The organism is Nocardia sp. NPDC001965, from assembly GCF_053594175.1.
In genome coordinates, this window is the sequence record NZ_JBSFDZ010000001.1 from 120,624 (window position 1) to 145,956 (window position 25,333).

A 25,333-nucleotide genomic window follows, 5' to 3' on the forward strand; every position below is an offset into this window, starting at 1 on the left:
GCGGCATCGGGTGAATCGGCGTCCGCGCCGGGATACGGCGCAGCGGAGCACCGCAGCCGAACAGGGTCACGTATCAGGAGGTGCATGTGTCACGCGCAATCCATGTTTTCCGCACCCCCGAACGTTTCGTCGCCGGAACTGTCGGTGAGCCGGGCGATCGCGCGTTCTACCTGCAGGCGGTGGAGGAACCCCGGGTGGTGAGTGTGCTGCTGGAGAAGCAGCAGGTGAAAGTTCTCGCCGACCGGATGGGACTGCTGCTCGACGAGGTGGCGCGGCGATTCGGTGCCGAGGTACCGCCACAGGCCGATCAGGTCGCCGACAACGCGCCGTTGGTGACGCCGATCGATGCGGAGTTCCGGGTCGGCACGATGGGGCTGGGCTGGGACGCCGATGCGGGCGCGGTGGTGGTGGAGCTGCTGGCGATCACCGAAACCGAGGTCGACGAATCGGTGGTGCTCGACGACACCGAGGAGGGGCCGGACGCGGTGCGGGTGTTCCTCACCCCCGATCAGGCGCGCGAGTTCGCGCTGCGCTCCACCCGGGTGATCGCGGCCGGGCGGCCGCCGTGCCCGCTGTGCGGGGAGCCGCTGTCGGCACGTGGGCACATGTGTGTGCGCACGAACGGGTACAAGCGCGGTGAACTGTTCGGCGCGAGCGATCTGGAGGAATGACCGTGCCCGGCACCGTGGACGCTCTGCGCGCGGGTGAGCTGACGGTGCTGGGCCGGGTGGGGGTCGCCAGCAATGTGACGCTGGTCTGCGATCTGAACACCGACAGCGGTGACGTGCGGGTCGTGTACAAGCCGATCCGCGGTGAACAGCCGCTGTGGGATTTCCCGGACGGGACCCTGGCCGGGCGTGAAGTGGCTTCGTATCTGATCAGTGACGCGCTGGAGTGGACGGTGATCCCGGAAACCGTGTTGCGGGACGGACCGTATGGTCCGGGCATGGTGCAGCGCTGGATCACCACCCGAGAACCCCGGGATCCGGGCAGTGTCCGGCTGGACCTGGTCGATCTGTGCCCGCCGGAAGCGGTGCCGGACGGGTTCCGGGAAGTGCTGCGCGCCTACGACGGCGCCGGGGACGAGGTCGCGCTGGTCCACGCCGACGATCCGCGGCTGCTGCGGATGGCGGTTCTGGATGTGCTGTTGAACAATGCCGACCGTAAGGGCGGGCACGCCCTGGAATCGGTGGACGGCGACGTCTACGGCGTCGATCACGGGATCTGTCTGCACCAGCAGAACAAACTGCGCACGGTGCTGTGGGGCTGGGCCGGGGAGCCGATCCCCGCGGGCCTGCTCGCCGATATCGCCGCATTCGCCGAAACGCTGCCCGGTGCGCTCGCCGACCGGTTGGCCGAACATCTCACCGACCCCGAGATCGACGCTCTGCTGCGGCGCGCGAAGCGGTTGCTGGATGAGCCGGTACTGCCGTTCCCCGAGACCTCGCGACCGATTCCGTGGCCGGCGTTCTGAACTCTGACCGGGTCCGTCGCGGGATTCGCTCTGTCTGAAGGCAACGGTTGCCTTCTCCCGGGTACCGCGTCGGCGCAGGTCCACGACTCCCGGATGATCGTGGTCGCGGATCGCCCGGCGGGGTGGGCGGGGCACGGCGTGTCGCGACCTCTACTCTCGAAGGTATGCAGTCCTGGTCCGATACCCCGATTCCCGCGGTCCCCGGAACAGGGCCACCGTTGCGGTTGCACGACACGGCCGATTCCTGTATCCGGCCGGTGACCCCCGGCAAGACGGCCACCATGTACGTATGCGGGATCACCCCGTACGACGCGACCCATCTCGGTCACGCCGCCACCTACCTGACCTTCGATCTGGTCAACCGGGTGTTGCGCGATGCCGGGCATGACGTGCATTACGTGCAGAACGTCACCGATGTCGACGATCCGCTGTTCGAGCGGGCGAACCGGGACGGGGTGGACTGGCGGGATCTGGGCACCGGCGAGATCGAGTTGTTCCGCGAGGATATGGCGGCGCTGCGGGTACTGCCGCCGCGTGAGTACGTGGGCGCGATCGAATCCGTGGACGAGGTCGTCGAACTGGTCGGGAAATTGCTGGCTTCCGGTGCCGCGTACACCGTCGAGGACGAGCAGTACCCCGATATCTATTTCCGTACCGACGCCACCGAGCAGTTCGGATACGAATCCGGCTACGACCGGGCCACGATGGAACGGCTGTTCGCCGAACGCGGCGGTGACCCCGACCGGCCGGGGAAGCGGGATCCGCTCGATGCCCTGCTGTGGCGGGCGGAGCGGGCCGGGGAACCGTCGTGGCCGTCGCCGTTCGGTCCGGGACGGCCGGGCTGGCATATCGAATGCTCCGCGATCGCGGCGAACCGGCTGGGCACCGAATTCGATATCCAGGGCGGCGGTAGCGATCTGATCTACCCGCACCACGAATACTCGGCGGCGCACGGTGAGGCGCTGGCCGCGGGCAGCCGCTTCGCCCGGCACTATGTGCACACCGGGATGATCGGGCTGGACGGGGAGAAGATGTCCAAGTCCAAGGGCAATCTGGTGCTGGTGTCGAAATTGCGGGCGCAGGGAGTGGATCCGGGGGTGATCCGGCTGGGTCTGTTCGCCGGCCACTACCGCACCGACCGGATGTGGACCGACAGTGTGCTCAGCGAGGCCGAAGCACGAGCGCAGCGCTGGCGGCAGGCTGTGGCAGCACCGGCCGCGCCACCGGCCGCCGATACCGTCGCCCGGTTGCGCACGCATCTCGCCGACGACCTCGATACGCCGGCCGCGCTGGCGGCCGTCGACGCTTGGGCGCGCGACACTCTCGCCTACGGGGGCGCCGACCCCGGTGCGGGCGCCGATATCGCCGTCGCCGTGGACGCGCTGCTGGGTGTCCGGCTGCGCTGAACTGCGACCGGCGGGTCTTCCGGCGCGGGACCGTCGATCCGACGGCGGTTCCGGCGCGTCTGTGGTGACCTTTCACCAGGCGCGGCCCGGACGTGGTGTCATGGGGTACTGTTCGATCCTCGAAATCCCCACCCGTTCACCGAAGAGATCGGCGCCGTATGTCTCGTATCGTCAGTAAGGACAATTACTTCGACACCGGCCTGGAGGTTCTGTCCGAGCTCGGTTTCCGGCATCTGAACATCGGGGTGCTGTGCCGGCGGCTCGGGGTGACCAGCGGATCGTTCTATCACCATTTCGGCAGCTGGCAGTCGTATGTGGATGCGCTGCTGGACCATTGGGAGAACAGACAGGTACTCATCCTGCGCACGCTCAATTTCGATCCGTCCACCCCGGACGAGGCGATCCGGGCATTGTCGAACCTGACATTGGGCCTGCATCATCGGGCCGAGGCCGCGATCCGGGCGTGGGCCGCCAACGACGAAGCGGTCGGGGTGGCGGTCAAGCGGGTCGACGAATCCCGGCGCCGCACCGTGCGCAAGACCGTCATGGCCATTGTCGGCGACGAGCGGATCGCCGCGGTGGACACCGAACTCGGTATGGCCCTGCTCATCGGCTACCAGCAGATGGTCGCCGCCGGTCAGCAGGTATGCCTGGAGGAGCTTCTCGGCGAGTACGCGCGGCTGGTCTATTCCCATGTGCGCCGCGCGACCGTCACCGACCAGCTGCCATGAGAGCCTGCGGTTTCCGGCCCGCGCGAGGTTATTTCAGGACGAGCAGCGCCGCTCGTTCGAGCCGGTCGGCGATATCGGCATACGATTCGTAACCCATTCCTGCCCGTACCAGGGCTCCCGCGTACAGCAGTTCCAGCGATTCCACGGTCTCGGGGTCGGCTTCGGGTTCCAGGGCGCGGGTGATGCGCTGGCGGATCTCCATCCCGATCCGGGTGCGCAGATGTTCGACATCGGGGTCGCGGCCGAGCAGGGCGCTGGTCACCGCGCCGGACAGTTCTTGTTCGTCGGCTACCAGCAGCGCGATACCGCGCAGTTCGGCGACCACTCGCACGGTGGGGTCGGCGTCCTCGCTGACCGGGGTCTGCGAGGATCGGATGCGTCGCCAGAAGATCTCAGCGACCAGGTGTTCCTTGGAAGAGAAGTACGTGTAGGCGGTCGCGGTGCCCACACCGGCCGCGGTGGCGACCATGCGGATGGTGAGTCCGGCGAAGCCTTCACGGGACAGTACTTCCATCGCTGCTCTGGTGAGTTTGTCCACGGTGTCGGCCTGCTTGCCGCTCAAGCGCCGCCGGGTGGCCTCGAGAATTCTGGAATCACCTTCGGACATGTGTCTAGATAGTAGTGTCGGTCAGGTGCCGGATCAACTTTCCCGCAGCACACAGCCCATGAAGTAATGTTGCGATACCTCCGCGGACCGTATGAATCTGCTCAGAAGGATGCTCGATGCCCCTGTCAGTGCCCACTCAGCCGTTGACCGACGAGCAGCTGTTCGACCATGCCCGCCGGGCCACCGGATTCATGCCGGAGGACGAGGGGCGCGCATTGCATGCCGCCGCCGTGAAGTACTGCCACGGCGGGGTCGTCACCGAAATCGGCACCTACTGCGGTAAATCGGCTGTTCTGCTCGGTGCCGCGGCCCGCGCGCAAGGCGGAGTGGTCTTCACCGTCGACCACCATCACGGCTCGGAGGAACACCAGCCCGGGTGGGAGTACCACGACACCTCATTGGTCGACCCGGTCACCGGCCTGTTCGACACCCTGCCCCGATTCCGGCACACCATCGATACCGCGGGACTCTCCGATACCGTTCTCGCGGTGGTCGGCACCTCCACGCGGGTCGCCGCCGCTTGGCGGACCCCGATCGACTTCCTGTTCATCGACGGCGGCCACACCGAAGAGGCCGCCGACCGCGACTATCGCGGCTGGGTCAAATGGGTGGTGCCCGGCGGCGGGCTCGCCATCCACGATGTCTTCCCCGATCCCGCCGACGGCGGCCGGGCCCCCTACGGCATCTACCGCCGTGCGATCGACAGCGGCGAATTCCGTGAAGTATCGGTGACCGGCTCACTGCGCATTCTCGAGCGGATCGCACCCAGCCCGGAACTCTGACCTGCACGTCGGGAGCCCGGTCGGCAGTTCGGATTCGCCCGCGACCATCGGACGTGGTCCCGGGCGACGGCGCGCGCCGCGCGGGACGGCGACTACGACTACGACTCCGCGAGCTCGTCCAATGCGATATCGCCTGTCCGGCCGGGAACGGCATCCAGTGCGGCGCGCGTGGAGTCGTCGAACGTGATCGCGCCCGCCGCGACGTTCTCCGCCAGATGCCCGGCGTCGGCGGTGCCCGGGATCAGCAGCACATTCGGTGCGTGGTGCAGCAGCCAGGCCAGGCCGACCTGTGAAGCCGTGCGGCCGAGCGTTGCGGCGGCGGTGTGGACCGCGGGTTCGTCGGTCACCTTCGGCATTCCCGGGAACGAGCCGCCCAGCGGAAAATACGGGACCCAGGCGATGTCTTCGTCGAGGCAGAGTCGCAGCATGTCCTCGTCCTGGCGGGAGACCAGGCTGTAGGAGTTCTGCACGCAGGCCACGCCCGCGGGCAGGCCTCGGCGCAGTTCGTCGATTCCGATACTGCTGAGCCCGATCGCGCCGATCTTGCCCTCCGCGCGGAGCGCGATCATCTCGGCCAGCTGATCCTCGATGTCGACCACCTGGTCGCCCTCGGCGATCAGGCCCGGCCCGTGTGCGGCACGCCGCAGATTGACCAGTGGTATCCGGTCGAGGCCCAGGGCGGCGAGATTCTCCTCGACAGCGGCCCGGAGTTCCGCGGGCCGCTGCGCCAAGCGCATGGGAAACGGGCCACCCGGATCGGGCGTGGCACCGACCTTGCTGACGACGAGGACATCGTCCGCGGGGTGGATCGCCTCGCGGATCACATCGTTGACGAATCCGTTGCCGTAGAACTGGGCGGTGTCGATATGGTCGACGCCCAGTTCGACCGCCCGGCGCAGCAGCGCGACCGCGGCCACGCGATCACCGCGCAGGCGTTCGAGCTGCATGGCCCCATAGCCGACGCGGGAGATGGTCCGGCCGGCCAGCGTACCGGGCCCGCCGGGTCGATCGGGAGGCGTCATGGGGTCCAGGGAAGAGCCGGGGGACATCGTGGGACCGCTTTCGTGAGACGATGACGGTAAACGGAGGATCCTCCGTTATTTCCCACTGTAGCGTACCGGAGGAGCCTCCGTTTTGACCGTGCCCGAACCGTCACCCGAATCCGGCGACCCGCCCGCACGCACGGCCCGCGCCGACGCCCGCCGCAACCGCGAGAAACTCCTCGACGCCGCCCGCACGGCCTTCACCGGCGCCGACACCGCTGTCCCACTGGAAACCGTCGCCCGCGCGGCCGGAGTCGGTATCGGCACGCTCTACCGGCATTTCCCCACCCGCGAGGCACTGGTGGAAGCGGTATACGCCGCCGAACTCGACGAGGTCACCGGCAGTCCCGCCGCGCTCCTCGCCGACCATGCCCCCGATATCGCGCTACGGGCGTGGATGGACCGCTATGCGCGTTTCGTCGCCACCAAACGCGGGCTCGTCGGCGTCCTGCGTGCGGGCGGGTCCACCGGGAGTATCACCACCCCGGCCACCCGGGAACGAATCACCGCGACCATCGGCACTCTCCTCGCCGCCGGAGCGCAGGCGGGATCACTGCGCGCCGATACCGACCCCGGCGATGTCACGGCCCTGCTGCTCGGCATCTTCCTCGGTACCGCCGCCGACGACACCCCGGGGCGTACCGGACGGCTGCTCGATCTCGTCGTCGACGCACTCCGCCCGGCTGTGCCCGAGGCGAACCCGTGACAGCGCACGGCGCGGGCCGCACGGCCCGCGCCGACGCCGCTGATCAGTCCGCGCTGTGGTCGGGAGCCCGCTGCGCGGCGTACTTCCTGGCCCAGGTGTAATCCGGTTTACCGCTGGGCGAGCGGACGATCGTATCGGTGATCCACACCGCACGCGGCACCTTGTACCCGGCCAGATGGTTACGGACGTGCGCACGCAGATCGGCCGGGTCCAGCCCGTCGCCGGTGAGGCTCACGACCACCGCGACCTGCTGACCCCAGCGTTCGTGCTCCACCCCGATCACAGTGGCGTCGTAGACGGCGGCGTGCGATTTCACCACCCCCTCCACTTCTTCGGCGAAGACCTTCTCGCCGCCGGTGTTGATCACCATATTGCCGCGGCCGATGAGGCTTATGGTCCCGTCGTCCTCCAGGCGGGCCCGATCGTCGGTGACCACGATCCGTTGCCCGTCCACCACCTTGAACAGTTTCTCGGTGCGTTCCGGGTCCTTGTAGTAGCCGAGCGGCACCGCCCCGGTCTTGGCCAGCCACCCCTCGGCGCCGACCGCCACCGGATGCCCGTCGTCGTCGACCACCACCGCGCCGCGCCCGATCGATACGCGCGGTTTACGGGCCGGGTCGTCGTCGCGTTGCGCGAAACCGATTCCGCCGAAACCGGTCTCGGAGGAACCGATGGAATCGGAGACGAACAGATTCGGCATCAGATCCAGCAGCGCGTTCTTGGTCGGCTGAGTGAGCAGCGCGGCACCCGAGGCGATCATGAACAACCCGGTCGCGTCCACCGGATCGCTGCGGTAGGAGTCGATCAACGGCCGGGCCATCGCATCGCCGGTGACCACCAGGACCCCGGGCCGTTCGGCGGCGATCGTGCGCCAGACGTGCGCGGGATCGAACCGGGGCACGAAGATCACGCAGTTGCCGGACCACAAGGCGATGAAGGTCGGCATCATCGCCGCCAGGTGCATCAGCGGCGGCAGGATCATCCAGGTGGAGGGTTCGCCCGCGGCGCCGGTGCGGGACTGCTGGTATTCGTCGGTGACCGGTTCGTTGTTGTAGAAGTCGATCCCGCCACCGAGCACCCGCCACATATCCTCCTGGCGCCACAGCACACCTTTGGGCATACCGGTGGTGCCACCGGTGTACATGACGAACAGATCGTCGGCGGTGCGCGATACGTCGGGCCTGGTCGCGGGGGCCGCCGCGGTGACCGCGGCGAAGCAGTCCACGCCGGAATCGGCCGGGATGCGGTCGTCCGCCGCGCACAGCAGATATTTCAGCCGCGGCGAACGCTGCGCGGCCGCACGTACCGCGTCCCCGTAACACGCGTGGTAGACGAGGTATTCGAGGTCGGCATTGTCATAGAGGTAGGCGAGTTCGTCGGGGCCGTACCGGAAATTGATATTGACCGGTACGGCGGCCAGTTTGAAGCAGGCGATCAGCGTCTGCATCGTATCGATGCTGTTGTGCATCTGGAACCCGATATGGGTGCCGCGAGTGACCCCCTGGGCCGCGAGATGGTGGGCGAGGCGGTTGGCGCCTTCCTCCAATTCGCGGTAGGTGACCCGCCGACCCTCCTCGATCAGCGCGATCCGGTCGGGCATGGCGTCGACCGAGTGTTCGAACAGGTCGGCGAAATTATTGGCCATATCAGTCCTGCGGTGAGCCGGGCACACCGATGTGCCGGGAAGGATCAGAGAACGGTCAGGGGCAGCGGGATACCACGATCGGTGAACCGGAAATCGACACCTGTGCTGAAGCGCGTGATGGCGACCTCCGGCGCTTCGTCGAACGGTTCGCCCGCCCGCGAGATCTCGGCGGTCCAACCCGCCGGGCCGTCGTCGACGACCCGGCTGCGCAAGTGCGGGTCGACCCCGCGGACCAGGGAATCCAGCGGGCCGAGATGATCCGGGTCGATCATCGACAGCCAGCCGCGGTCGGTGAGCGCGCCGCTGGTGGCGGGGAACCGGATCCGCAGTACATCGATGCCGGGCTCGACTTCGACATCGGTGTAATGCTGCGGATTCAGCGCCGGATGAACGCGCAGCACCTGGGCGAGCGCATCCAGATCGGTGCCCAGGCCGAGGCAGGCGCGGATCCGTTCCGACGCCACTCCGGCGATCCCGGTGAACTGTTTACGCCCGATCTCCAGTGCCGAGTCGTCGTCGGTGCGCTCGTGCACCGCGATCATGAATCCGAGTACGAGCAGATGGTGCTGGAGGCACACCTCCTCGGCGATCCGGACCAGCGCCGAATGCGAGAAGTCGGCGAACCGCAGATCGCTGAGCAGCGGCCCGCTGTAATCCGCCATGCCGGCATCACCGGAATCGATATCGGCCAGCGGTAACCGCGCGGCGACCGATCCGGCGACCAGCGGCGTATTGCGTGGCACCTCGGGTGGTGTGTGCGATTCGTCGATGATCACCGTCCACGCGCACATGGGATGCCGGTCGGCCGGCCGGCGCGGCGGCCGGTGGATGGGACGGACCTGGGCGTATTTGTTGGTGGCCAGTGCGGTGGCATCGAAGGTGGGGTCTTCGATGTCGTGGCACATGGCGGTCACATAGTCCGGACCCATCGGTTCCACGTCGACCAGCGCACCGCAGTGGTCGAGCCAGAACTCGCCGTGGTGGGCGTCCTCGACGCGGAACCGGAAATCCATGAACTGCGGCGGCGCACCGATATCGAGTTGCAGCCCCTTGAAGATGGTGACCACATCGTCGCCGGTGTACCCGAGGGCCTGCTGCATCCGGCGGGTGTAGATCGGGCTGGACAGCTGCCATTCCTCGATCGCCACCTCGGCCATGCCTTCGCGGCCGAACGCGGAGATGCAGTGCGCCATCCCGGATCGGTCGATCAGCTGCCCGCACAACAGCAGCTCCGGCACGAGCGCGGCCAGCTGTGCACGGCTCAGGTCGTGGAATCGGCTGGTGGGTACGGTCATCGGAGTCACCACAGAGAGGCCGGCGAAGTGCCGATCCGGTACCACCCGGGCAAGCGGCCGGAGGTGGCCTTGGCGATACGCGCGTTCATCCCGTCCGACATCGCCTTATCGGTCATCATCTCCAGGAACAGCGCCGAGACATTGCCGAAGTCGAAGAAGTCGCGCTGCCACGACCACTGGTATTCGCCGCCGTAGCGGAACCAGCTGCCACCGATGCCGTTCACCGTGTACTTGCTGCCGTCGGCCCGGGGTGTGGTGTCGTAGACCTGCTTCCAGAAACCGATCACGTCGCCGCTGCGTTCGTCGATGACGAACTGCTGGTACGGGTACTGCCAGCCCTCCAGGCCTTCCATCTCCTGGCCGAGGGCGAGGTCGCGGATCTCGTCACGGCCCACGGCCATGAACTCGTCGGTGGGGCCGTAGTTCCAGCCGTAGGTGGCATCGGCGGTGTACATCTCGGCGAGCGGCTTCCAGTCGCCGAGCTTCTCGCATCGTTCGTTCTCCGCCACCCAGCGGCGCACCATCTCGTCGAGTTCGGCGCGATCGAAACCTGTCATCGAATTGTTCCCTTTCGAAAAGAACCTGTCGGGGCTGGATCAGTCGGTCGTGTCGTCTGCGACGACCAGGAGGGCCTGAGTGGGGCAGTAGCGGACGGCGTTCTCGACATCGGCCTTCAGTTCCGGGCCCGGGCTCGGGTCGAGGATCTCCACTTGCCCCCGCTTGGGTACGGAGAAGACATCGGGTGCTTCCGCGGCGCAGACGGCGTGTCCCTGGCACAGGTCCAGATCGGCCACGATCTTCATGGTGTGTGCTCCCTCGGCGTGGAGTGTGGGGGACGGTTTCCGGGGGCGGCCGGGCGCGGCACTCCCGGGGTGGAACCTGCCCGGTCCGAGAACGAGTTCCTCCGGTGTGACGAGCGAGCGGCCCATCGGGAAGACACATAGCTGGACATGTGTCTGGACGCTACCATCGACAGGTGTGCCCGACAACGATTCAGCAATTTTCCCAGAATCGGCGCCGGGGTCGAGGTGGTTCACGAATGTCGTGCGACATGCGTTCGCGCCGGTTTGCCACGGGGTGAACGAGAACATGTTCTTGCTTTGCGGAGAGCGTCCGAATTATATTCCGTACACCTGTCCAGACACTTCCGGCGGACCGATCCGGCGGAGAAGGAGCAGCCATGAGCGATCCCACCCCCGAGTCCACCGTGCGTGAACGCGGGCTGGCCAAGATGGCGGAAGTCTACGGATGGGAATTCAAAGACGGCCCCGGCGACCATTTCGCCGTCACCGCCGACCACCTGTTCGCCGATATCTGGTCCCGTCCCGGCCTCACTCTGCGGGACCGTCGGCTGCTGCTCCTCGGGGCGCTCACCGCCCAGGGCCTGTTCGACGTTGCCGGAATCCAGATCGGCGCCGCCCTCCAGAACGAGGAACTCGACGAGACCCAGCTGCGGGAGATCTCGCTGTTCCTTTGCCACTATGTGGGCTGGCCGGCCGGAACCTCGCTGGACCATGTGATCGGCGCCCAGATCGACCAGCACGCCAAGAAGGCGAAGAAAGCCGGCAGCAACGGTCGCTGACGACCGCGATACCCACCCCACCGGACGCGGCCGCGGCCCGCCGGACCCACCACAGACAAGGCACACGTATGCGCTTCGGCATCGTTCTGTTCACCAGTGACCGCGGGATCCCCCCCGCCGCCGCGGCCCGCGCCGCCGAGGACAACGGATTCTCCTCGTTCTACGTCCCCGAACACACTCATATCCCGGTGAAACGCGAAGCCGCGCACCCGCAGACCGGCGACTCCTCGCTGCCCGACGACCGCTATATGCGCACTCTCGACCCGTGGGTCGCGCTGGCCGGTGCCGCCGCGGTCACCGAACGGATCGAACTGGCCACCGCGGTCGCGCTGCCGGTCGAACACGATCCCATAACTCTCGCCAAGACCATCGCCTCCCTCGACCATCTCTCCGGCGGGCGCGTCACCCTCGGCGCGGGCTTCGGCTGGAACACCGACGAGCTGGCCGACCACGGCATCCCCGGCAAGAAACGGCGCACAGCCCTGCGCGAATATCTGGAGGCCATGCGGGCCCTGTGGAGTGAGGACGAGGCCTCCTACGACGGCGACTTCGTGAAGTTCGGTCCCAGCTGGGCATGGCCCAAACCGGTCGACCGTACGGTTCCCGTGCTCATCGGGGCGGCCGGTACCGAACGCACCTGTTCCTGGATCGCGAAACACGCCGACGGCTGGATCACCACCCCGGGCGAGAGCGATATCTCCGGCAGCCTGGCGACGCTGAAGAAAGCCTGGGCCGACGCCGGTCGCGAGGGCGCGCCGCGAGTGGTGGCACTCGATTTCAAACCCGACGCCGACCGCCTGGCGGCCTGGGCCGCCGACGGTGTCACCGACGTCCTGTACGGCCTGCCCGACAAGGGCGAACCGGAGGTGCGTGCCTATCTCGAACGGCTGGCTGGCAAACTGCGGAGCATGAATTCGATCACCGAGACGGGCGAGGCCAGCTAGTGCGGATAGCCCTGTTGTCCTACCGCAGCAAGCCTCATTGCGGTGGGCAGGGGGTCTACGTGCGCCGCCTCAGCGCCGGACTGGCCGAACTCGGCCACGACGTGGAGGTGTTCTCCGGTCAGCCCTACCCCGCCGACCTGGACCCGCGCGTAACCCTGACCGAGGTGCCCAGCCTGGACCTCTATCGTGACGAGGATCCGTTCCGCACCCCGCACCCCCGTGAGATCCGGGACCGGATCGATCTGCTGGAACTGGCCACCATGTGGACGGCGGGGTTCCCGGAACCGCGGACCTTCAGCATGCGCGCCGCTCGGCTCTTGCGCGCACGGGCCGACGATTTCGACGTGGTGCACGACAACCAGTGCCTGGGCAGCGGGCTGCTCGATATCGCGAAACGGCTGCCGCTGGTCGCGACCGTGCACCATCCGATCACCAAAGACCGCGAGGTGGATCTGGCGGCCGCGATCTGGCGGCGCAAACCCCTGGTCCGCCGCTGGTACGGCTTCCTGGGTATGCAGGAACGGATCGCCCGCCGGATCCCGGACCTGCTGACCGTCTCCTCGTCGTCGGCGACCGATATCGCCGACGATTTCGGTGTCGACCCCGGACAACTCAACGTGGTGCCCCTCGGCGTGGACACCGAATTGTTCGCGCCGCGCGGCCCCCGGGTCCCGGGCCGGATCGTCGCCGTCGCCAGCGCCGACAAACCCCTCAAGGGCATCACCCACCTGTTGCAGGCGCTGACCCGGCTGCGGATCACCCACAAAGTGGAACTGCAGCTGGTGGCGAAACTGGAGTCCAACGGGCCCACCGAGAAGCAGATCGCCGAACTCGGGCTCTCCGATATCGTCACCGTCCGCGCCGGACTCACCGACACCGAACTCGCCGAACTGCTGGCGTCGGCGGAGATCGCCTGTATCCCGTCGCTGTACGAGGGGTTCTCGCTACCGGCCGTGGAGGCCATGGCGTCGGGTACTCCGCTGGTGGTCAGCCGTACCGGTGCGCTCCCCGAGGTCGTGGGCGAACCGGGTGTCTGCGCCGAACTCACCACACCCGGCGATTCCGCCGAACTGGCCCGGGTGATCGGGCAGCTGCTGGATTCCCCGCAGACCCGGCAACGCATGCAGACCGCCAGCCGGGAACGCGCCGTCTCGGTGTTCAGCTGGGAATCGGTGGCCGCACAGACCGTGCAGGTGTACGAGCGGGCCATCGCCCGGCACACCGGCGCAGAACTCATCACAGGAGGCGCCTCGTGCTGACCGTCGACTTCGACCGCGCCGGAATCGGTCCGGGTACCCGGGTCATCGATGTGGGCTGCGGCGCCGGCCGCCATTCTTTCGAGGCCTACCGGCGTGGCGCCGACGTCGTCGCCTTCGACCAGGACGCTCCCGAACTCGCCGGAGTCGCCACCATGTTCGAGGCCATGGCCCAGGTCGGTGAAGCGCCCGCCGGGGCGAAAGCCGAAGCCGTGCACGGGGACGCCCTCGACCTGCCCTACGGCGCGGGTGAGTTCGATGTCGTGATCGCCTCGGAGATCCTGGAGCACGTGCCCGCCGACGAGGCCGCCATCGCCGAACTCGTACGGGTACTGCGCCCGGGCGGGCAACTGGTGGTGACCGTGCCGCGCTGGCTACCCGAACGGGTCTGCTGGGCGCTGTCGGACGAGTACCACGCCAACGAGGGTGGGCATATCCGTATCTACCGAGCCGACGAGTTGCGGGACAAGATCACCGCGCTCGGGTTGCGGCACACCCACCGCACCCACGTCCATGCCCTGCATTCGCCGTACTGGTGGATCAAATGCGCGGTCGGCGTGCACAAGACCGAACATCCACTGGTGCGCGCCTACCACCGGATGCTGGTGTGGGACATGATGAAACAGCCGGTGCTCACCAGGACCGCCGAGAAACTGCTCGACCCGCTGGTCGGGAAGAGCGTGGCCCTCTACTTCAGTAAACCGGCGGTGACCCGTGCCGTCGGTTGATCTGCCGTCGGTACCCTCGGTGCTCACCCGCCGCCAATGCCTGCAGACCGCACAGTCGATCGCCGCCCAACAGGAGTCCTCGGGCGCCATCCCGTGGTTCTCCGGCGGCCACACCGATCCGTGGGATCACATCGAATCCGCCATGGCACTCACCGTGGCCGGGCTGCGGGACGAAGCAGTCGCCGCCTACACCTGGTCGGCCCGCACCCAACGCCCGGACGGTTCATGGCCCATGCAGTTCCGGGACGGTGAGATCGAGGACGCCGCCACCGACGTCAATTTCTGCGCCTATATCGCCACCGGGATCCGGCACTATCTCGCGGTCACCGGGGACACTTCGTTCGCCTCCGATATGTGGCCGGTGGTGCGTGCGGCGATCGACCTCGTCCTCGACTGTCAAGGCGAACATGGCCAGATCTACTGGTTACGGGACGGCACCGATGTCCTGCCCGAAGCGCTGGTGACCGGTTCGGCCAGCATGTACCACAGTATCGGCGCCGCACTGGAACTCGCACGGCAGTTCGGCGACCCGCATCCGGAATGGGAACTCGCGCGCGGCCGCCTCGGCACCGCGCTGCGCGAGACCCCCGAGGTGTTCACCGCGAAGGACCGCTACTCGATGGACTGGTACTACCCGGTCCTCGGCGGTGCCCTCCGTGGTCGTGCCGGGCACGCCCGCATCGCCGAGCGCTGGGACACCTTCGTCGTCGGCAATATCGGTATCCGATGCGTCTCCGACCGCCCCTGGGTCACCGGCGCCGAAACCTGCGAACTGGTCATGGCCCTGGACACCCTGGGCGACCGCGAGCGGGCACAGCGGTTGTTCGCCGATATCCAGCATCTGCGCGAGTCCGACGGCTCCTACTGGACTGGACTCGTATACGCCGACGGGAAACGCTGGCCGGTCGAACGCACCACCTGGACCGGCGCCGCGGTCGTCCTGGCCGCCGACGCCCTGTCGCGCACCACCGCGGGTAACGGGATCTTCCGTGACCTCGCCTCCGACGCCGGTCCGGCCAAGCCCATACCCGTGCCGGTCAGCAGCGGGTAGCCGACCGTCCGATAGGGCGTGCCGTCCCGACGGGGATGAACCTGCATCCGCCCCGGCCGGATCGCTGTGTCCGTAGCTCGGGCCGGGGCGCCCGGCGGGCCTGCGTCACTGATTCCTGAATGGGCATCACAGTCGATCCACAGACCTACTACGACGCCGCCACGAAGTGCGCGAAGGTCAACAGTGAACTCCTCACCGCGTTCTCGGAGCTGTGGAAAGGCCTGAACGATACCGGTCATATGGCCGGTAGTTACGACAAGGTGCAGGCATGGGCGGGGGTCTATGACGAAAACGCGATGGATCTGCTCAACCTGTGCCTCGCTGTCGAATGCCCGTGCCGATTTCGCGAATATTCTGAACACCGCCGGCAACGATTGGATGCAGGCGAACTGGAACGCCGATCCGAACCCTTCCAAGGGATCCGCGCCCACACCGCCGTTCCATGTTCCGCAGGGGTTGGTCTTCGAGAAGGGCGTCGAACCGCCGCCCTCGTGCTTCGGTGGTTCCGCGAAGGGGCTGGACACCGCGTCCCGGGGCTGCTCGATCCCTCTGCCGGTGATCGGGTACCCCGGGGACGGTGCGGTGGCCTCAGAGTTCGGCGAGCCGCGGTACGACCGGGCCGAGCGTATCGATCCAGCCGGCAGGGGAACCGCCGGGCGGCATCACGATCGCGGAGTGCACACCGATTTCGGCGTAGCCGGCCATCTGCCGCACGAAATCGTCGTGCGCGGTCGGGTCGGGGCTGCCCGCGAGGACGGTTTTGCGGATGCGGTCGTAGTCGGTGCCCAGATCGTCGCAATGGCGGCGCAGCACATCGAGTTTGTGCGCCACTTCCTCGGTGCTCGACGCGAACAGGTTGCAGGCGTCCCCGTAGCGCGCGACCAGTTTCAGGGTCCGCTTCTCGCCGCCGCCACCGATGAGCACGGTCGGCCGGTGTAGCGGCTGCGGCGAGCACAGGGTCTCCGCCAGCTGGTAGTGCTTACCCTCGAACGGCCCGTTGTTCTTCGGATCCCACATCTGCGCGCAGATTCGCAGCGTTTCCTCCAGCCGGTCGAATCGTTCACCGACCGGCGGATACGGGACCCCCAGGCCGTGGTGTTCACGTTCGAACCAGGCGGCGCCGATACCGAGTGCGGCGCGGCCGCCGGACAGCACATCGAGGGTGGTGACGATCTTGGCGAGCAGGCCGGGATGCCGGTAGGTCACACCGGTCACCAGCAGGCCGAGCTCGATGGTGGTGGTGTGCGCCGCCATGTACCCGAGGCTGGTGTAGCCCTCCAGCATGTTCGCCTCGGCGGGCAGCCCGGTGGGCTCGATCTGGAAGAAATGGTCCATGAACGACAGCCAGGTCGCCCCGGCGTTCTCGGCCGCCGCGCCCACCTGTGCCAGTTCTCCGGCGATGGCGCCGGTCCCGCCGTCGACCTCGAAGATCGGTATGTGCAACCCGAGTTCCATCGGATTCGTCTCCCCTTGCCGTGGTGGATTCTCCGTCGAGGACACGCTACGACCTGGAGAGCACTCCAGGTCAAGACCCGGCGGCAGTGCCCACAGGATGTGTCCGGCCCGATACCGTCCCGTCGCCCGGATCCCCGGTCCGCGGCTGCCGGGCGGTGATATTCATCCCGGGGGGCCGGTGACGGCACGGACCATATCCGCTACGAGCCCGCGCACCTGTTCGAACGATGCCCCGGACACGGCGGGAGCTTCGACGACATCGCGCAGGACCCCCAGCCCGATCAACAGCGCACCCACCATCTCGGCACGTAGTTGCGCGTCCGGCCCGTCGATCTGGTCCGCGAGGTCGCCGAGATAGCCGCCGCAGATTCCGTCCCGCAGTTCGTCCCGGACACCCGGATGACCCGACGAGCGCAGCATCGCGACGAGCGGATGCTCGCCACCGAATTCGGGCCACTGCCCGAACACGACCTCCCGCAGCATGGCGTCGGCGATATGGGGGACCGGTCGCTGCGCGCCACGGGTGAGTCCTTCGGGCACCGGTGGTCGCATGGCTTCGGCGTAGAGCGCTTTCTTCGATCCGAAGTAGCGGAACACCAGGGCAGGGTCGACGCCGATATCGCCGGCGATATCGCGGACGCCGGTGCCGTCGTAGCCGTGCCGGGCGAAGCGGGTCCGGGCAGCGGCGAGCAGTCCGGCGCGGGTGGTGGCGCGGTCGCGGCGGTGGGGCTGTGCCATCCGGTCAGCATAAGTCATCGATCGTTGACTTTATCCGTGCGTGCTCTCTAACCTCGGTCGCACCGGCCGGTGACCACACTTTTCCGTACTTTCCGAGGAGATGTTCCCCATGCGCAGCTATGTGATCACCGGTGGCACCGACGGTATCGGCCGAGGACTCGGCCTGCGGTTGCTCGACCGCGGCGACCGGGTCATCGCGGTCGCGAGCGGCGCCGTGAAGGGCGAGGCGTTCCTGGCCGCGGCCGACGGACTCGGTGCGACCGGGCGGGCATATTTCGTCTGCGCCGATCTGAGCACCCTGGCCGGTATGCGCGCCGCGGCGACCGAGATCACGGCGCACACCGGCACGCTCGACGGGCTGGTCCTCGCCACTCAGCGGTTCCGGCCCCACCGGGAGATCACCCCGGACGGATTCGAATACACCTTCGCGCTGTCCTATCTCAGCCGTTACGTCCTGGGGCGCACATCGATCCCGGCACTAGAACAGGCGGCCACCCCGGTGATCCTCAATATCTGCGGCAGCGGCGGCCTGCCCGGCGCGATCCACTGGGACGACCCGACGCTCGGGGCCGGCTACACCGGCATCCGAGCGGCCGTGCAGGCCTCCCGCTGCAACGATCTGCTCGGTGTGGCCCATCCGCGCTGCCACCCACGGGCCCGCACCCGCTACCTGCTGTTCAACCCGATGTTCGTGCGTACCGCCATGGCCGACCCGTTGCCACCCGTGGCCCGGGCAGTCACCAAAGCGCTGGCCGCCGTCTTCGCGCGACCGGTCGAGCGGGCGGTGGAACCACTGCTCGCGCTGCTGGACAACCCGCCTTCCGAACCGATCACCGCTTTCCGCCGGACGAAGGAGATACCGCTGCGCGGCGCGAATTTCGACCCCGCCCGCGCCGACCGGCTCACGGCACTGACCGAGAAACTGCTGGCCGGGCGTATCGCGCTGTGAACTCCGCGCGGGGTCACCGGGCCGATACGGTCACCGGGTCGGCCGGTCGATCATTCGAATCGGTCTGATCCCAACCCCGGCAGCCCGCACGCGGGTGGCGTAATGGCGAGATCGACCGGGATTCGCGCTGGTCGCGCCCATCGGCGCCCGGCGAATTCCGCCGCACCGCCGAAGCACCGTTCGCGCGCGGGCCCCAACCGCCGCGAAACACCACTATCGTCAGCGTTCATGCAGGTCAGCGATACGAACACCGAGCGGGCGGGCGGTACGGCCGGGGTCCGCCGGTTACGGGCCGACCAGGCCCGGCGCATTGCCGATATCCTCCGCCACCAGATCCACGCCGGCACCCTGGGTGACACTCTGCCCAGCGAACAACGGCTGGCTGCCGAGCACGACACCTCCCGCAACACCATCCGTGACGCGCTGGCGCTGCTGCGCGACGAAGGACTCATCGACCGCGCACCCCGGGTCGGGACCCGGGTGACCGCCCGCAAATTCGACCACGGGCTCGACGCGCTGCTGGGTCTGCAGGAAACCCTGGAGGGACGCGGCACGGTCCGCAACGCGATACGGGCCGGTCAGCTCATCACGGCACCACCCTCGGTGGCACGCCGCCTGGAAGTCGCACCGGGCGAACAGGTCGTCTACCTGGAACGACTGCGGTTCCTCGGTGAACAGCCGCTGAGTCTCGACCTCACCTATCTCACTCGCGAGATCGGCGCACAGATCCTCGGTCACGACCTCGCGCACACCGACGTGTTCGTCCTCCTCGAACAGCTCAGCGGACGATCCCTGGGTTCGGCCGACCTCACCGTGGAGGCGATCCCCGCCGACCGGCACACCGCCGCCACCCTCGACGTCCCCGCCGGGGCGCCGCTGCTCATGCTCGAACGGCTCACCCGGCTCGACGACGGGACCCCTGTCGACCTGGAATACATCCGGATGCGTGGTGATCGGATCACCCTGCGCGGCAGCCTCTCCCGCGGCATCCCCGAATGGAAGGTTCTCTAGATGGCATTGGCGAACCAGCGCACCGATATCCCCGTGACCATCGACGAATCCCTGTGTATCGAAGGCTGCACGCTGTGCGTCGAGATCTGCCCGCTCGATTCCCTGGCCATCAACCCGGACAACGGGAAAGCCTTCATGCACGTCGACGAATGCTGGTACTGCGGCCCCTGCGCCGCCCGCTGTCCCACCGGCGCCGTCACTGTCAACATGCCGTATCTCCTGAGGTAGACCTCCCATGCCTGTTCTGAAACGCCTGGCCGTGCTGGCCGCCACCGCGGCCCTGACCCTCACCGGGTGCTCGCTGGAAGAAGCGGCCGCCGGCGATACCGTCACCGTCGTGGTCGGCTATCAGTCGAAAACCATCAACACCGTCACCGCGGGCACCCTGCTGCGCGCCCAGGGCTACCTGGAACAGCGGCTACAGCAGATCACCGAGAACGGTGGACCCGCCTACCGAGTCGAATGGCAGGACTACGACACCGGCGCCCCGATCACCGCCCAGATGGTGGCCGAAAAGATCGATATCGGTTCGATGGGCGACTACCCGCTGCTGATCAACGGCTCCCGCACCCAGGCCGGGGAACGCTCCCGCACCGAATTCCTCTCCGTCACCGGCTACAACCCCAAAGGCGCGCTGAACATGGTGGTCGTACCGCCGAATTCGCCGCTCACGGGCGTCGGTGATCTGGCAGGGAAGAAGGTGTCGGCCAGTGTCGGCTCCGCCGGGCACGGCACCCTGGTACAGGCACTGACCCGAGCCGGGGTGGACCCGGTCGGCGGTGTGGAGGTGCTGAACCAGCAACCGCAGGTGGGCGCCTCGGCACTGGAATCCGGCCAGGTCGCCGCGCTGTCCCAGTTCGTGGCCTGGCCCGGGCTGCTGGTGTTCCAGGACAAGGCGAAACTGCTCTACGACGGCGCCGAACTGAACGTACCGACCTTCCACGGTGTGGTGGCCCGCGAGCACTACACCGCCGAACATCCCGAGGTGGTCGACGCCTTCCTGCAGGCCCAGCTCGACGCCACCGAATTCCTGTGGCAGCAGCCGCAGGAAGCGGCACGGATCGTGGCCGAGGAGTCGGATCTGCCGCAGGAGGTCGTGTACCTCTACAACGGTCCGGGCGGCACCTCGTTCGACACCACCCTGAAACCGAGCCTGATCTCGGCGTTCAAAGACGATGTGCGGTACCTGAAGTCGATCGGCGATTTCGCCGACCTCGACATCGACGGTTTCGTCGACGACCAGCGCCTGCGTGCCGCCTTCGCCGCCCGCGGCCAGGACTACGAGAAAGCGCTCGCCGACACCGTGAACCACACCGCCGGTTCCGGTACCGAACTGTGGCTCGACGGCCAGGACACCACCCGGCCCGCCGGTGACCCCACCGAGCTGCTGCGCGCCGTCGCGGCCGCCCGCGCCGCGGGTTCGACGGTCCGCGCCGCCTATATCGTCGACACCGAACTCGGTACCCGCTGGTTCGCGGACAAGGCGGTCTGGCTGCGCGACGGGAACACCTTCCTGCCGTTCACTACCCAGGCGGCAGCGCTTCGGCACCGCCAGACCCATCCCACCGCCGTCGCGCTGACCTACGACCAGGCCGTCGCCGAGGTCCGGGCATGACCGCGGCCACCACCCTCGCTCCCGCCCCGGCCGCCACCGCACCCGTCGCGTCGCGCCGGCCCGGGCGGCCGGTGTGGCCGGGCCGGCTGCTTCGGGTCGGTTCCGTACTGGCCGCGATCCTGCTCTGGCAGGTCCTCACCACCGCCGATCTCCGGCTGTGGCTGCGGTTCGACACCCTGCCCTCGGTGACCGAGGTGCTCACCGCGTTCGGCCGCCAACTCGGCACCGATGTCTATTACCTGGACCTGGCGCAATCCCTGATCCGCATCCTCACCGGATTCGGTATCGCCACCGTGCTCGGCGTGACCAGCGGTATCGCCCTGGGCCGGTCCCGCCTGTTCGCCGGAATACTGGGCCCGCTCACCGAACTGGCCCGGCCGGTCCCGGCCATCGCGGTGGTCCCGATCGCCATCCTGCTGTTTCCCGACGACGAAGCCGGCATCGTGTTCATCACCGGCCTGGCCGCCTATTTCCCGATCATGGTCAGCACCCGCCACGCGGTCCGCGCGCTGCCGACCCTGTGGGAGGACTCGGTGCGCACGCTCGGCGGCAACCGATGGGATGTCCTGCTGCGAGTGGTGTTCCCCGGCGCGCTGCCGGGGATCTTCGGGGGGCTTTCGGTGGGGATCGGCGTGGCCTGGATCTGCCTGGTGTCCGCGGAGATGATCTCCGGACGCCTCGGTGTCGGCTACCGCACCTGGCAGGCCTACACCATCGTCGACTATCCGGGTGTTTTCGTCGGGATCATCACCATCGGCATCCTCGGTTTCGGCACCTCCGCGGCGATCGAACTTCTCGGCCGCCGGGTCACCCGCTGGCTGCCGCGCGGAGAGGAGAACAACCGATGAACACCACCCTCCCCACCGAAACCCCCGCATCCCGGACCGGCGCCCCGGGCATGAGCCTGCGGCTAGACGATATTTCACTGTCCTACACCGGCGACCCGGTGATCGACCGGCTGTCGCTGGATGTGCGGCCCGGTGAAATCCTGGTGCTGACGGGCCCTTCGGGTTGCGGGAAGTCCACGGTCCTGCGCGCGCTGGCCGGTCTGCTCGCCCCCGACTCCGGCCGCGTCCTCGCCGACGACGAACCTGTCACCACCACCTCGCGGGACCGCGCGGTGGTGTTCCAGGACAACGCCCTGCTGCCGTGGCGCAGTGTCCGCGCCAATATCGAACTGGCGCTGCGGCTGCGGGGCGAACCCAAGACCGGACGCCGCGCCGCCGCCGACCGCTGGATCGAGGAGGTCGGGCTCACCGGTTTCGCCGATTTTCTGCCCAAGAGTCTGTCCGGCGGTATGCGGCAACGCGTGCAGCTGGCCCGCGGCCTGGCCGGTGCCCCGCGCGCGGTGATGATGGACGAGCCGTTCGGCGCCCTGGACACCCAGACCCGCGCCACCATGCAGCGGTTGCTCATCGAGACCTGGCGAACCCATCCCGCAACGATCGTCTTCGTAACACACGATGTGGACGAGGCGTTGCTGCTCGGCGACCGGATCGCCGTACTGGGCCGGGCCGGGAAACCGCTGCGCGCCCTGATCGATGTTCCGAATCCGCGCGCGGTCACCGACCGGCAGCTGCAGCGCGACCGACTCGTGGAGGCCCTGTCGTGACCGCACCCACCCTGCTCGCGGCTCCGGATCTCGCCGATACCGTGCGACTGGACTGCGATGTGCTGGTCATCGGCGGCGGTACCGCCGGGACCATGGCCGCGCTCACCGCCGCCGAACAGGGCGCGAATGTCCTGCTCCTGGAAAAGGCTCATGTCCGGCACTCCGGTGCGCTGGCGATGGGGATGGACGGCGTCAACAACGCGGTGATTCCCGGGAAAGCCGAACCCGAGGACTACGTCGCCGAGATCACCCGCGCCAACGACGGAATCGTCGACCAGCGCACCGTTTACCAGACCGCCACCCGCGGTTTCGCCATGGTGCAGCGGCTGGAGAAGTACGGCGTCAAATTCGAGAAGGACGAATACGGGGAGTACGCGGTGCGCCGGGTGCACCGATCGGGCTCCTACGTGTTGCCGATGCCCGAGGGCAAAGATGTGAAGAAAGCCCTCTACCGGGTGCTGCGGCAGCGCAAGATGCGGGAGAAGATCCGGATCGAGAACCGGCTCATGCCGGTGCGGGTCCTCACCGCCGGTGGCCGGGCCGTGGGTGCGGCGGCGCTGAACACACGCACCGGGGAGTTCGTCACCGTAGGTGCGAAAGCTGTCGTTCTCGCGACCGGGCCGTGTGGCCGACTGGGACTGCCGGCCTCCGGGTACCTGTACGGCACCTACGAGAACCCCACCAACGCCGGGGACGGCTATTCGATGGCCTATCACGCGGGCGCCGAGCTCAGCGGTATCGAATGTTTCCAGATCAACCCGCTGATCAAGGACTACAACGGTCCGGCGTGCGCCTATGTCGCCAACCCGTTCGGGGGCTATCAGGTGAACGCGCAGGGCGAGCGGTTCGTCGATTCGGACTACTGGTCGGGGCAGATGATCGCCGAGGTGAAACGGGAGATCGATTCCGCGCGCGGCCCCATCTACCTGAAGGTGTCGCATCTGCCGGACGAGACCCTGACCGCGCTCGAAGATATCCTGCACACCACTGAACGCCCCACCCGCGGCACCTTCCACGCCAACCGCGGCCACGACTACCGCACCCACGATATCGAGATGCACATCTCCGAAATCGGTTTGTGTGGAGGGCATTCCGCCTCGGGTGTGTGGGTGGACGAGAACGCCCGCACCACCGTGCCCGGCCTGTACGCGGCCGGTGATCTGGCCTGCGTCCCGCACAACTACATGATCGGGGCCTTCGTATTCGGCGAACTGGCCGGCGCGCACGCCGCCGCCACCCTGGCCGGTACCGCGGCCCCTGCGGCCCTGCCCGCCGATCAGGTGGCCGCCGCTCACGAACTCGTCTACCGGCCGCTACGCAACCCGGACGGCCCGCCGCAACCGCAGGTCGAATACAAACTACGTCGTTTCGTCAACGACTATGTGGCGCCGCCGAAAACCGCGGCGAAGCTGTCGCTTGCCGTCGAGACATTCGAACGGATGCGTGGTGATCTCGCCGAGATGGGCGCGCGCACCCCGCACGAACTCATGCGGGCCGCCGAGGTCACGTTCATTCGCGACTGCGCGGAGATGGCGGCCCGCAGTTCGCTGACCCGCACCGAATCCCGGTGGGGGCTCTACCACGAACGCGCCGATCTCCCGGACCGTGACGACGAGACCTGGCGATACCACCTGAACCTGCGCAAGGGCGCCGACGGCACGATGCAGTTCCTCAAACGCCCGGTGGCGCCGTATCTGGTGCCGGTTCCCGGGCTCGACGATCTGCCCTCCGAGGGCGAACCGGTGCCGGTCGCGCAACCCGAACTGGTCGGCCACCGCCGTGCCCCGGCCGTCCCGGCCCGCGCATCCCGGGCCACCGCACCCGAACCGGCGCCCGCCGCGTCGCCCCGGCTGTTGGCGCTACTGGCGTTGGACGCCCCCACCGCGGGGGAACTGGCGCAATATCTGTCCGACAGTGACGAAACGGTCCGGATCGCGGCGATCGCGGCACTCACCGAGAACACCCCTGACGGTTTCGCGGCACTGCTGGCCGCAGCGCTCGACGATCTCGCGGCACCGGTGCGTGCGGCCGCCGCGGCCGCGCTGCGGGAACTGGTCGAGGTGCTGCCGTCCGCCGACGGCCTCGCCGAACGGTTGACCTCGGGTGACCCGGTGGTCCGGACAGCCGTCCTCGACCTGTTGCGTGCTGCCCGCGCCGGTACGGTATCCGATTACCGTGCGGCACTGCACGATACCGACCATCGGGTGCGGATAGCCGCGGTGCGGGCGCTTGTATCGCTCGACGAGTACGACGCGCTGGCCACCGCGGCCGCCGATACCAACCGTGAGGTGCGTATCGCGGCCGCGCAGGGACTGGCCACGATCGGGACCGGCGGTGCGGAGACGGTACGTGGACTGGTCACCGACCGGGATCCGCTGGTGCGCGCGGCCGCGCTCGCCGCGTTCGCCGATATCGGCGCCGACGAACCCGATATCGTCGCCTGTGCCGCGGCGCTGCGCGATACCGCCTGGCAGGTACGGGTGGGTGCGGCCAAGGGGCTCGCGGGAGCCGAACCCGACCCCGCAGCGACCGAATTGGCGGCCGCGCTCACCGACCCGCATCTGGATGTCCGCAAAGCCGCTGTTCTCGCGCTGGCATCCTGGCCGGACCACGAGCCGGCGCGCCGGCTGCTCCACCGGGCCGTCGACGACCCGGACGCCGATGTACGCGCCTACGCGCGCCGTGCTGTGGCGAACTGATACC

General features: G+C 67.9%; 26 protein-coding genes. 18 read left to right on the forward strand and 8 right to left on the reverse strand.

All coding sequences use genetic code 11. From position 1 onward, the window contains the following. Positions 1-86 precede the first annotated feature (86 nt). From ACWCPQ_RS00565 to ACWCPQ_RS00580, 4 genes are all read left to right on the forward strand, one after another. On the forward strand, positions 87-671 hold the full coding sequence (locus tag ACWCPQ_RS00565; protein ID WP_449893161.1) for a DUF3090 domain-containing protein: 585 nt from the start codon (positions 87-89) through the stop codon (positions 669-671). Further along, positions 668-1,474 carry an SCO1664 family protein gene (locus tag ACWCPQ_RS00570; protein ID WP_449893163.1) on the forward strand — a complete coding sequence of 269 codons (807 nt, stop codon included), beginning with the start codon at positions 668-670 and terminating at the stop codon, positions 1,472-1,474. Before ACWCPQ_RS00565 ends, ACWCPQ_RS00570 begins: the two co-directional genes overlap by 4 nt. A 164-nt stretch (positions 1,475-1,638) precedes the next feature. Next, complete coding sequence (gene mshC / locus ACWCPQ_RS00575; protein ID WP_449893165.1) at positions 1,639-2,880, forward strand: cysteine--1-D-myo-inosityl 2-amino-2-deoxy-alpha-D-glucopyranoside ligase; 1,242 nt, start codon at positions 1,639-1,641, stop codon at positions 2,878-2,880. Between the two features lie 158 nt (positions 2,881-3,038). Next, positions 3,039-3,611 (forward strand): TetR/AcrR family transcriptional regulator, encoded by a 573-nt coding sequence (locus ACWCPQ_RS00580; protein WP_449893167.1) that lies wholly within the window; start codon positions 3,039-3,041, stop codon positions 3,609-3,611. A gap of 28 nt (positions 3,612-3,639) precedes the next feature. On the opposite strand, the gene ACWCPQ_RS00585 is transcribed toward ACWCPQ_RS00580, so the two are convergent. Next, positions 3,640-4,218, reverse strand: coding sequence for a TetR/AcrR family transcriptional regulator (locus ACWCPQ_RS00585; RefSeq protein WP_449893169.1), 579 nt, complete (start codon positions 4,216-4,218; stop codon positions 3,640-3,642). Positions 4,219-4,334: 116 nt separating this feature from the next. On the opposite strand from ACWCPQ_RS00585, the gene ACWCPQ_RS00590 reads away from it, so the two are divergent. Beyond that, positions 4,335-5,000 carry a class I SAM-dependent methyltransferase gene (locus ACWCPQ_RS00590; RefSeq protein ID WP_449893171.1) on the forward strand — a complete coding sequence of 222 codons (666 nt, stop codon included), beginning with the start codon at positions 4,335-4,337 and terminating at the stop codon, positions 4,998-5,000. Between the two features lie 98 nt (positions 5,001-5,098). On the opposite strand, the gene ACWCPQ_RS00595 is transcribed toward ACWCPQ_RS00590, so the two are convergent. Further along, positions 5,099-6,022 (reverse strand): aldo/keto reductase, encoded by a 924-nt coding sequence (locus ACWCPQ_RS00595; protein WP_449893173.1) that lies wholly within the window; start codon positions 6,020-6,022, stop codon positions 5,099-5,101. A 112-nt stretch (positions 6,023-6,134) separates the two neighbouring features. On the opposite strand from ACWCPQ_RS00595, the gene ACWCPQ_RS00600 reads away from it, so the two are divergent. Beyond that, positions 6,135-6,749: a TetR/AcrR family transcriptional regulator gene (locus ACWCPQ_RS00600; RefSeq protein WP_449893175.1), complete on the forward strand. Its 615-nt coding sequence runs from the start codon at positions 6,135-6,137 to the stop codon at positions 6,747-6,749. A 43-nt stretch (positions 6,750-6,792) separates the two neighbouring features. Here the strand turns inward: ACWCPQ_RS00600 and ACWCPQ_RS00605 are convergent, their stop codons facing one another. Genes ACWCPQ_RS00605 through ACWCPQ_RS00620 form a run of 4 tightly spaced genes read right to left on the reverse strand, consistent with a single transcriptional unit; the run spans position 6,793 to position 10,492 of the window. Next, the gene (locus ACWCPQ_RS00605; protein ID WP_449893177.1) at positions 6,793-8,394 is read right to left on the reverse strand and encodes an acyl-CoA synthetase; all 1,602 of its coding nucleotides are present in this window, start codon (positions 8,392-8,394) and stop codon (positions 6,793-6,795) included. A gap of 44 nt (positions 8,395-8,438) precedes the next feature. Beyond that, on the reverse strand, positions 8,439-9,689 hold the full coding sequence (locus tag ACWCPQ_RS00610; RefSeq protein WP_449893179.1) for a hypothetical protein: 1,251 nt from the start codon (positions 9,687-9,689) through the stop codon (positions 8,439-8,441). A gap of 5 nt (positions 9,690-9,694) precedes the next feature. Further along, positions 9,695-10,246: a nuclear transport factor 2 family protein gene (locus ACWCPQ_RS00615; RefSeq protein ID WP_449893181.1), complete on the reverse strand. Its 552-nt coding sequence runs from the start codon at positions 10,244-10,246 to the stop codon at positions 9,695-9,697. A gap of 39 nt (positions 10,247-10,285) precedes the next feature. Next, entirely contained in the window at positions 10,286-10,492 is a 207-nt protein-coding gene (locus ACWCPQ_RS00620) for a ferredoxin (protein ID WP_449893183.1), read from the reverse strand. A gap of 377 nt (positions 10,493-10,869) precedes the next feature. Here ACWCPQ_RS00620 and ACWCPQ_RS00625 point away from each other — a divergent pair, with 377 nt between their 5' ends. The 5 genes from ACWCPQ_RS00625 to ACWCPQ_RS00645 all read left to right on the forward strand — a co-directional run bounded on the left by ACWCPQ_RS00625 (position 10,870) and on the right by ACWCPQ_RS00645 (position 15,250). Continuing rightward, complete coding sequence (locus ACWCPQ_RS00625; protein WP_449893185.1) at positions 10,870-11,271, forward strand: carboxymuconolactone decarboxylase family protein; 402 nt, start codon at positions 10,870-10,872, stop codon at positions 11,269-11,271. 68 nt (positions 11,272-11,339) lie between these two features. Beyond that, positions 11,340-12,215, forward strand: a complete 876-nt coding sequence (locus ACWCPQ_RS00630; RefSeq protein WP_449893188.1) for an LLM class F420-dependent oxidoreductase — start codon at positions 11,340-11,342, stop codon at positions 12,213-12,215. Then, positions 12,215-13,474 (forward strand): glycosyltransferase family 4 protein, encoded by a 1,260-nt coding sequence (locus ACWCPQ_RS00635; protein WP_449893190.1) that lies wholly within the window; start codon positions 12,215-12,217, stop codon positions 13,472-13,474. The genes ACWCPQ_RS00630 and ACWCPQ_RS00635 overlap by 1 nt, the downstream gene beginning before the upstream one ends. Next, positions 13,468-14,199 carry a methyltransferase domain-containing protein gene (locus ACWCPQ_RS00640; protein ID WP_449893192.1) on the forward strand — a complete coding sequence of 244 codons (732 nt, stop codon included), beginning with the start codon at positions 13,468-13,470 and terminating at the stop codon, positions 14,197-14,199. The genes ACWCPQ_RS00635 and ACWCPQ_RS00640 overlap by 7 nt, the downstream gene beginning before the upstream one ends. Beyond that, positions 14,186-15,250, forward strand: a complete 1,065-nt coding sequence (locus ACWCPQ_RS00645; protein WP_449893194.1) for a prenyltransferase — start codon at positions 14,186-14,188, stop codon at positions 15,248-15,250. The genes ACWCPQ_RS00640 and ACWCPQ_RS00645 overlap by 14 nt, the downstream gene beginning before the upstream one ends. A gap of 588 nt (positions 15,251-15,838) precedes the next feature. Here the strand turns inward: ACWCPQ_RS00645 and ACWCPQ_RS00650 are convergent. Together ACWCPQ_RS00650 and ACWCPQ_RS00655 are read right to left on the reverse strand one after the other, a co-directional pair. Then, complete coding sequence (locus ACWCPQ_RS00650) at positions 15,839-16,705, reverse strand: LLM class F420-dependent oxidoreductase (protein WP_449894356.1); 867 nt, start codon at positions 16,703-16,705, stop codon at positions 15,839-15,841. Positions 16,706-16,867: 162 nt separating this feature from the next. After that, a complete protein-coding gene (locus ACWCPQ_RS00655) occupies positions 16,868-17,443 on the reverse strand; it encodes a TetR/AcrR family transcriptional regulator (protein WP_449893196.1) in 576 nt (191 codons plus the stop codon). A gap of 109 nt (positions 17,444-17,552) precedes the next feature. Here ACWCPQ_RS00655 and ACWCPQ_RS00660 point away from each other — a divergent pair, with 109 nt between their 5' ends. From ACWCPQ_RS00660 to ACWCPQ_RS00690, 7 genes are all read left to right on the forward strand, one after another. After that, entirely contained in the window at positions 17,553-18,392 is an 840-nt protein-coding gene (locus ACWCPQ_RS00660) for an SDR family NAD(P)-dependent oxidoreductase (RefSeq protein ID WP_449893198.1), read from the forward strand. 228 nt (positions 18,393-18,620) lie between these two features. Beyond that, a complete protein-coding gene (locus ACWCPQ_RS00665) occupies positions 18,621-19,403 on the forward strand; it encodes a GntR family transcriptional regulator (protein WP_449893201.1) in 783 nt (260 codons plus the stop codon). After that, on the forward strand, positions 19,404-19,631 hold the full coding sequence (locus tag ACWCPQ_RS00670; protein WP_033246130.1) for a 4Fe-4S dicluster domain-containing protein: 228 nt from the start codon (positions 19,404-19,406) through the stop codon (positions 19,629-19,631). It abuts the gene before it with no gap. Positions 19,632-19,638: 7 nt separating this feature from the next. After that, positions 19,639-21,018 (forward strand): ABC transporter substrate-binding protein, encoded by a 1,380-nt coding sequence (locus tag ACWCPQ_RS00675; protein ID WP_449893203.1) that lies wholly within the window; start codon positions 19,639-19,641, stop codon positions 21,016-21,018. Then, complete coding sequence (locus ACWCPQ_RS00680) at positions 21,015-21,866, forward strand: ABC transporter permease (RefSeq protein ID WP_449893205.1); 852 nt, start codon at positions 21,015-21,017, stop codon at positions 21,864-21,866. The genes ACWCPQ_RS00675 and ACWCPQ_RS00680 overlap by 4 nt, the downstream gene beginning before the upstream one ends. After that, positions 21,863-22,630 (forward strand): ABC transporter ATP-binding protein, encoded by a 768-nt coding sequence (locus ACWCPQ_RS00685; protein ID WP_449893207.1) that lies wholly within the window; start codon positions 21,863-21,865, stop codon positions 22,628-22,630. Before ACWCPQ_RS00680 ends, ACWCPQ_RS00685 begins: the two co-directional genes overlap by 4 nt. Continuing rightward, complete coding sequence (locus tag ACWCPQ_RS00690) at positions 22,627-25,329, forward strand: fumarate reductase/succinate dehydrogenase flavoprotein subunit (RefSeq protein ID WP_449893209.1); 2,703 nt, start codon at positions 22,627-22,629, stop codon at positions 25,327-25,329. The genes ACWCPQ_RS00685 and ACWCPQ_RS00690 overlap by 4 nt, the downstream gene beginning before the upstream one ends. Positions 25,330-25,333 lie beyond the last annotated feature (4 nt).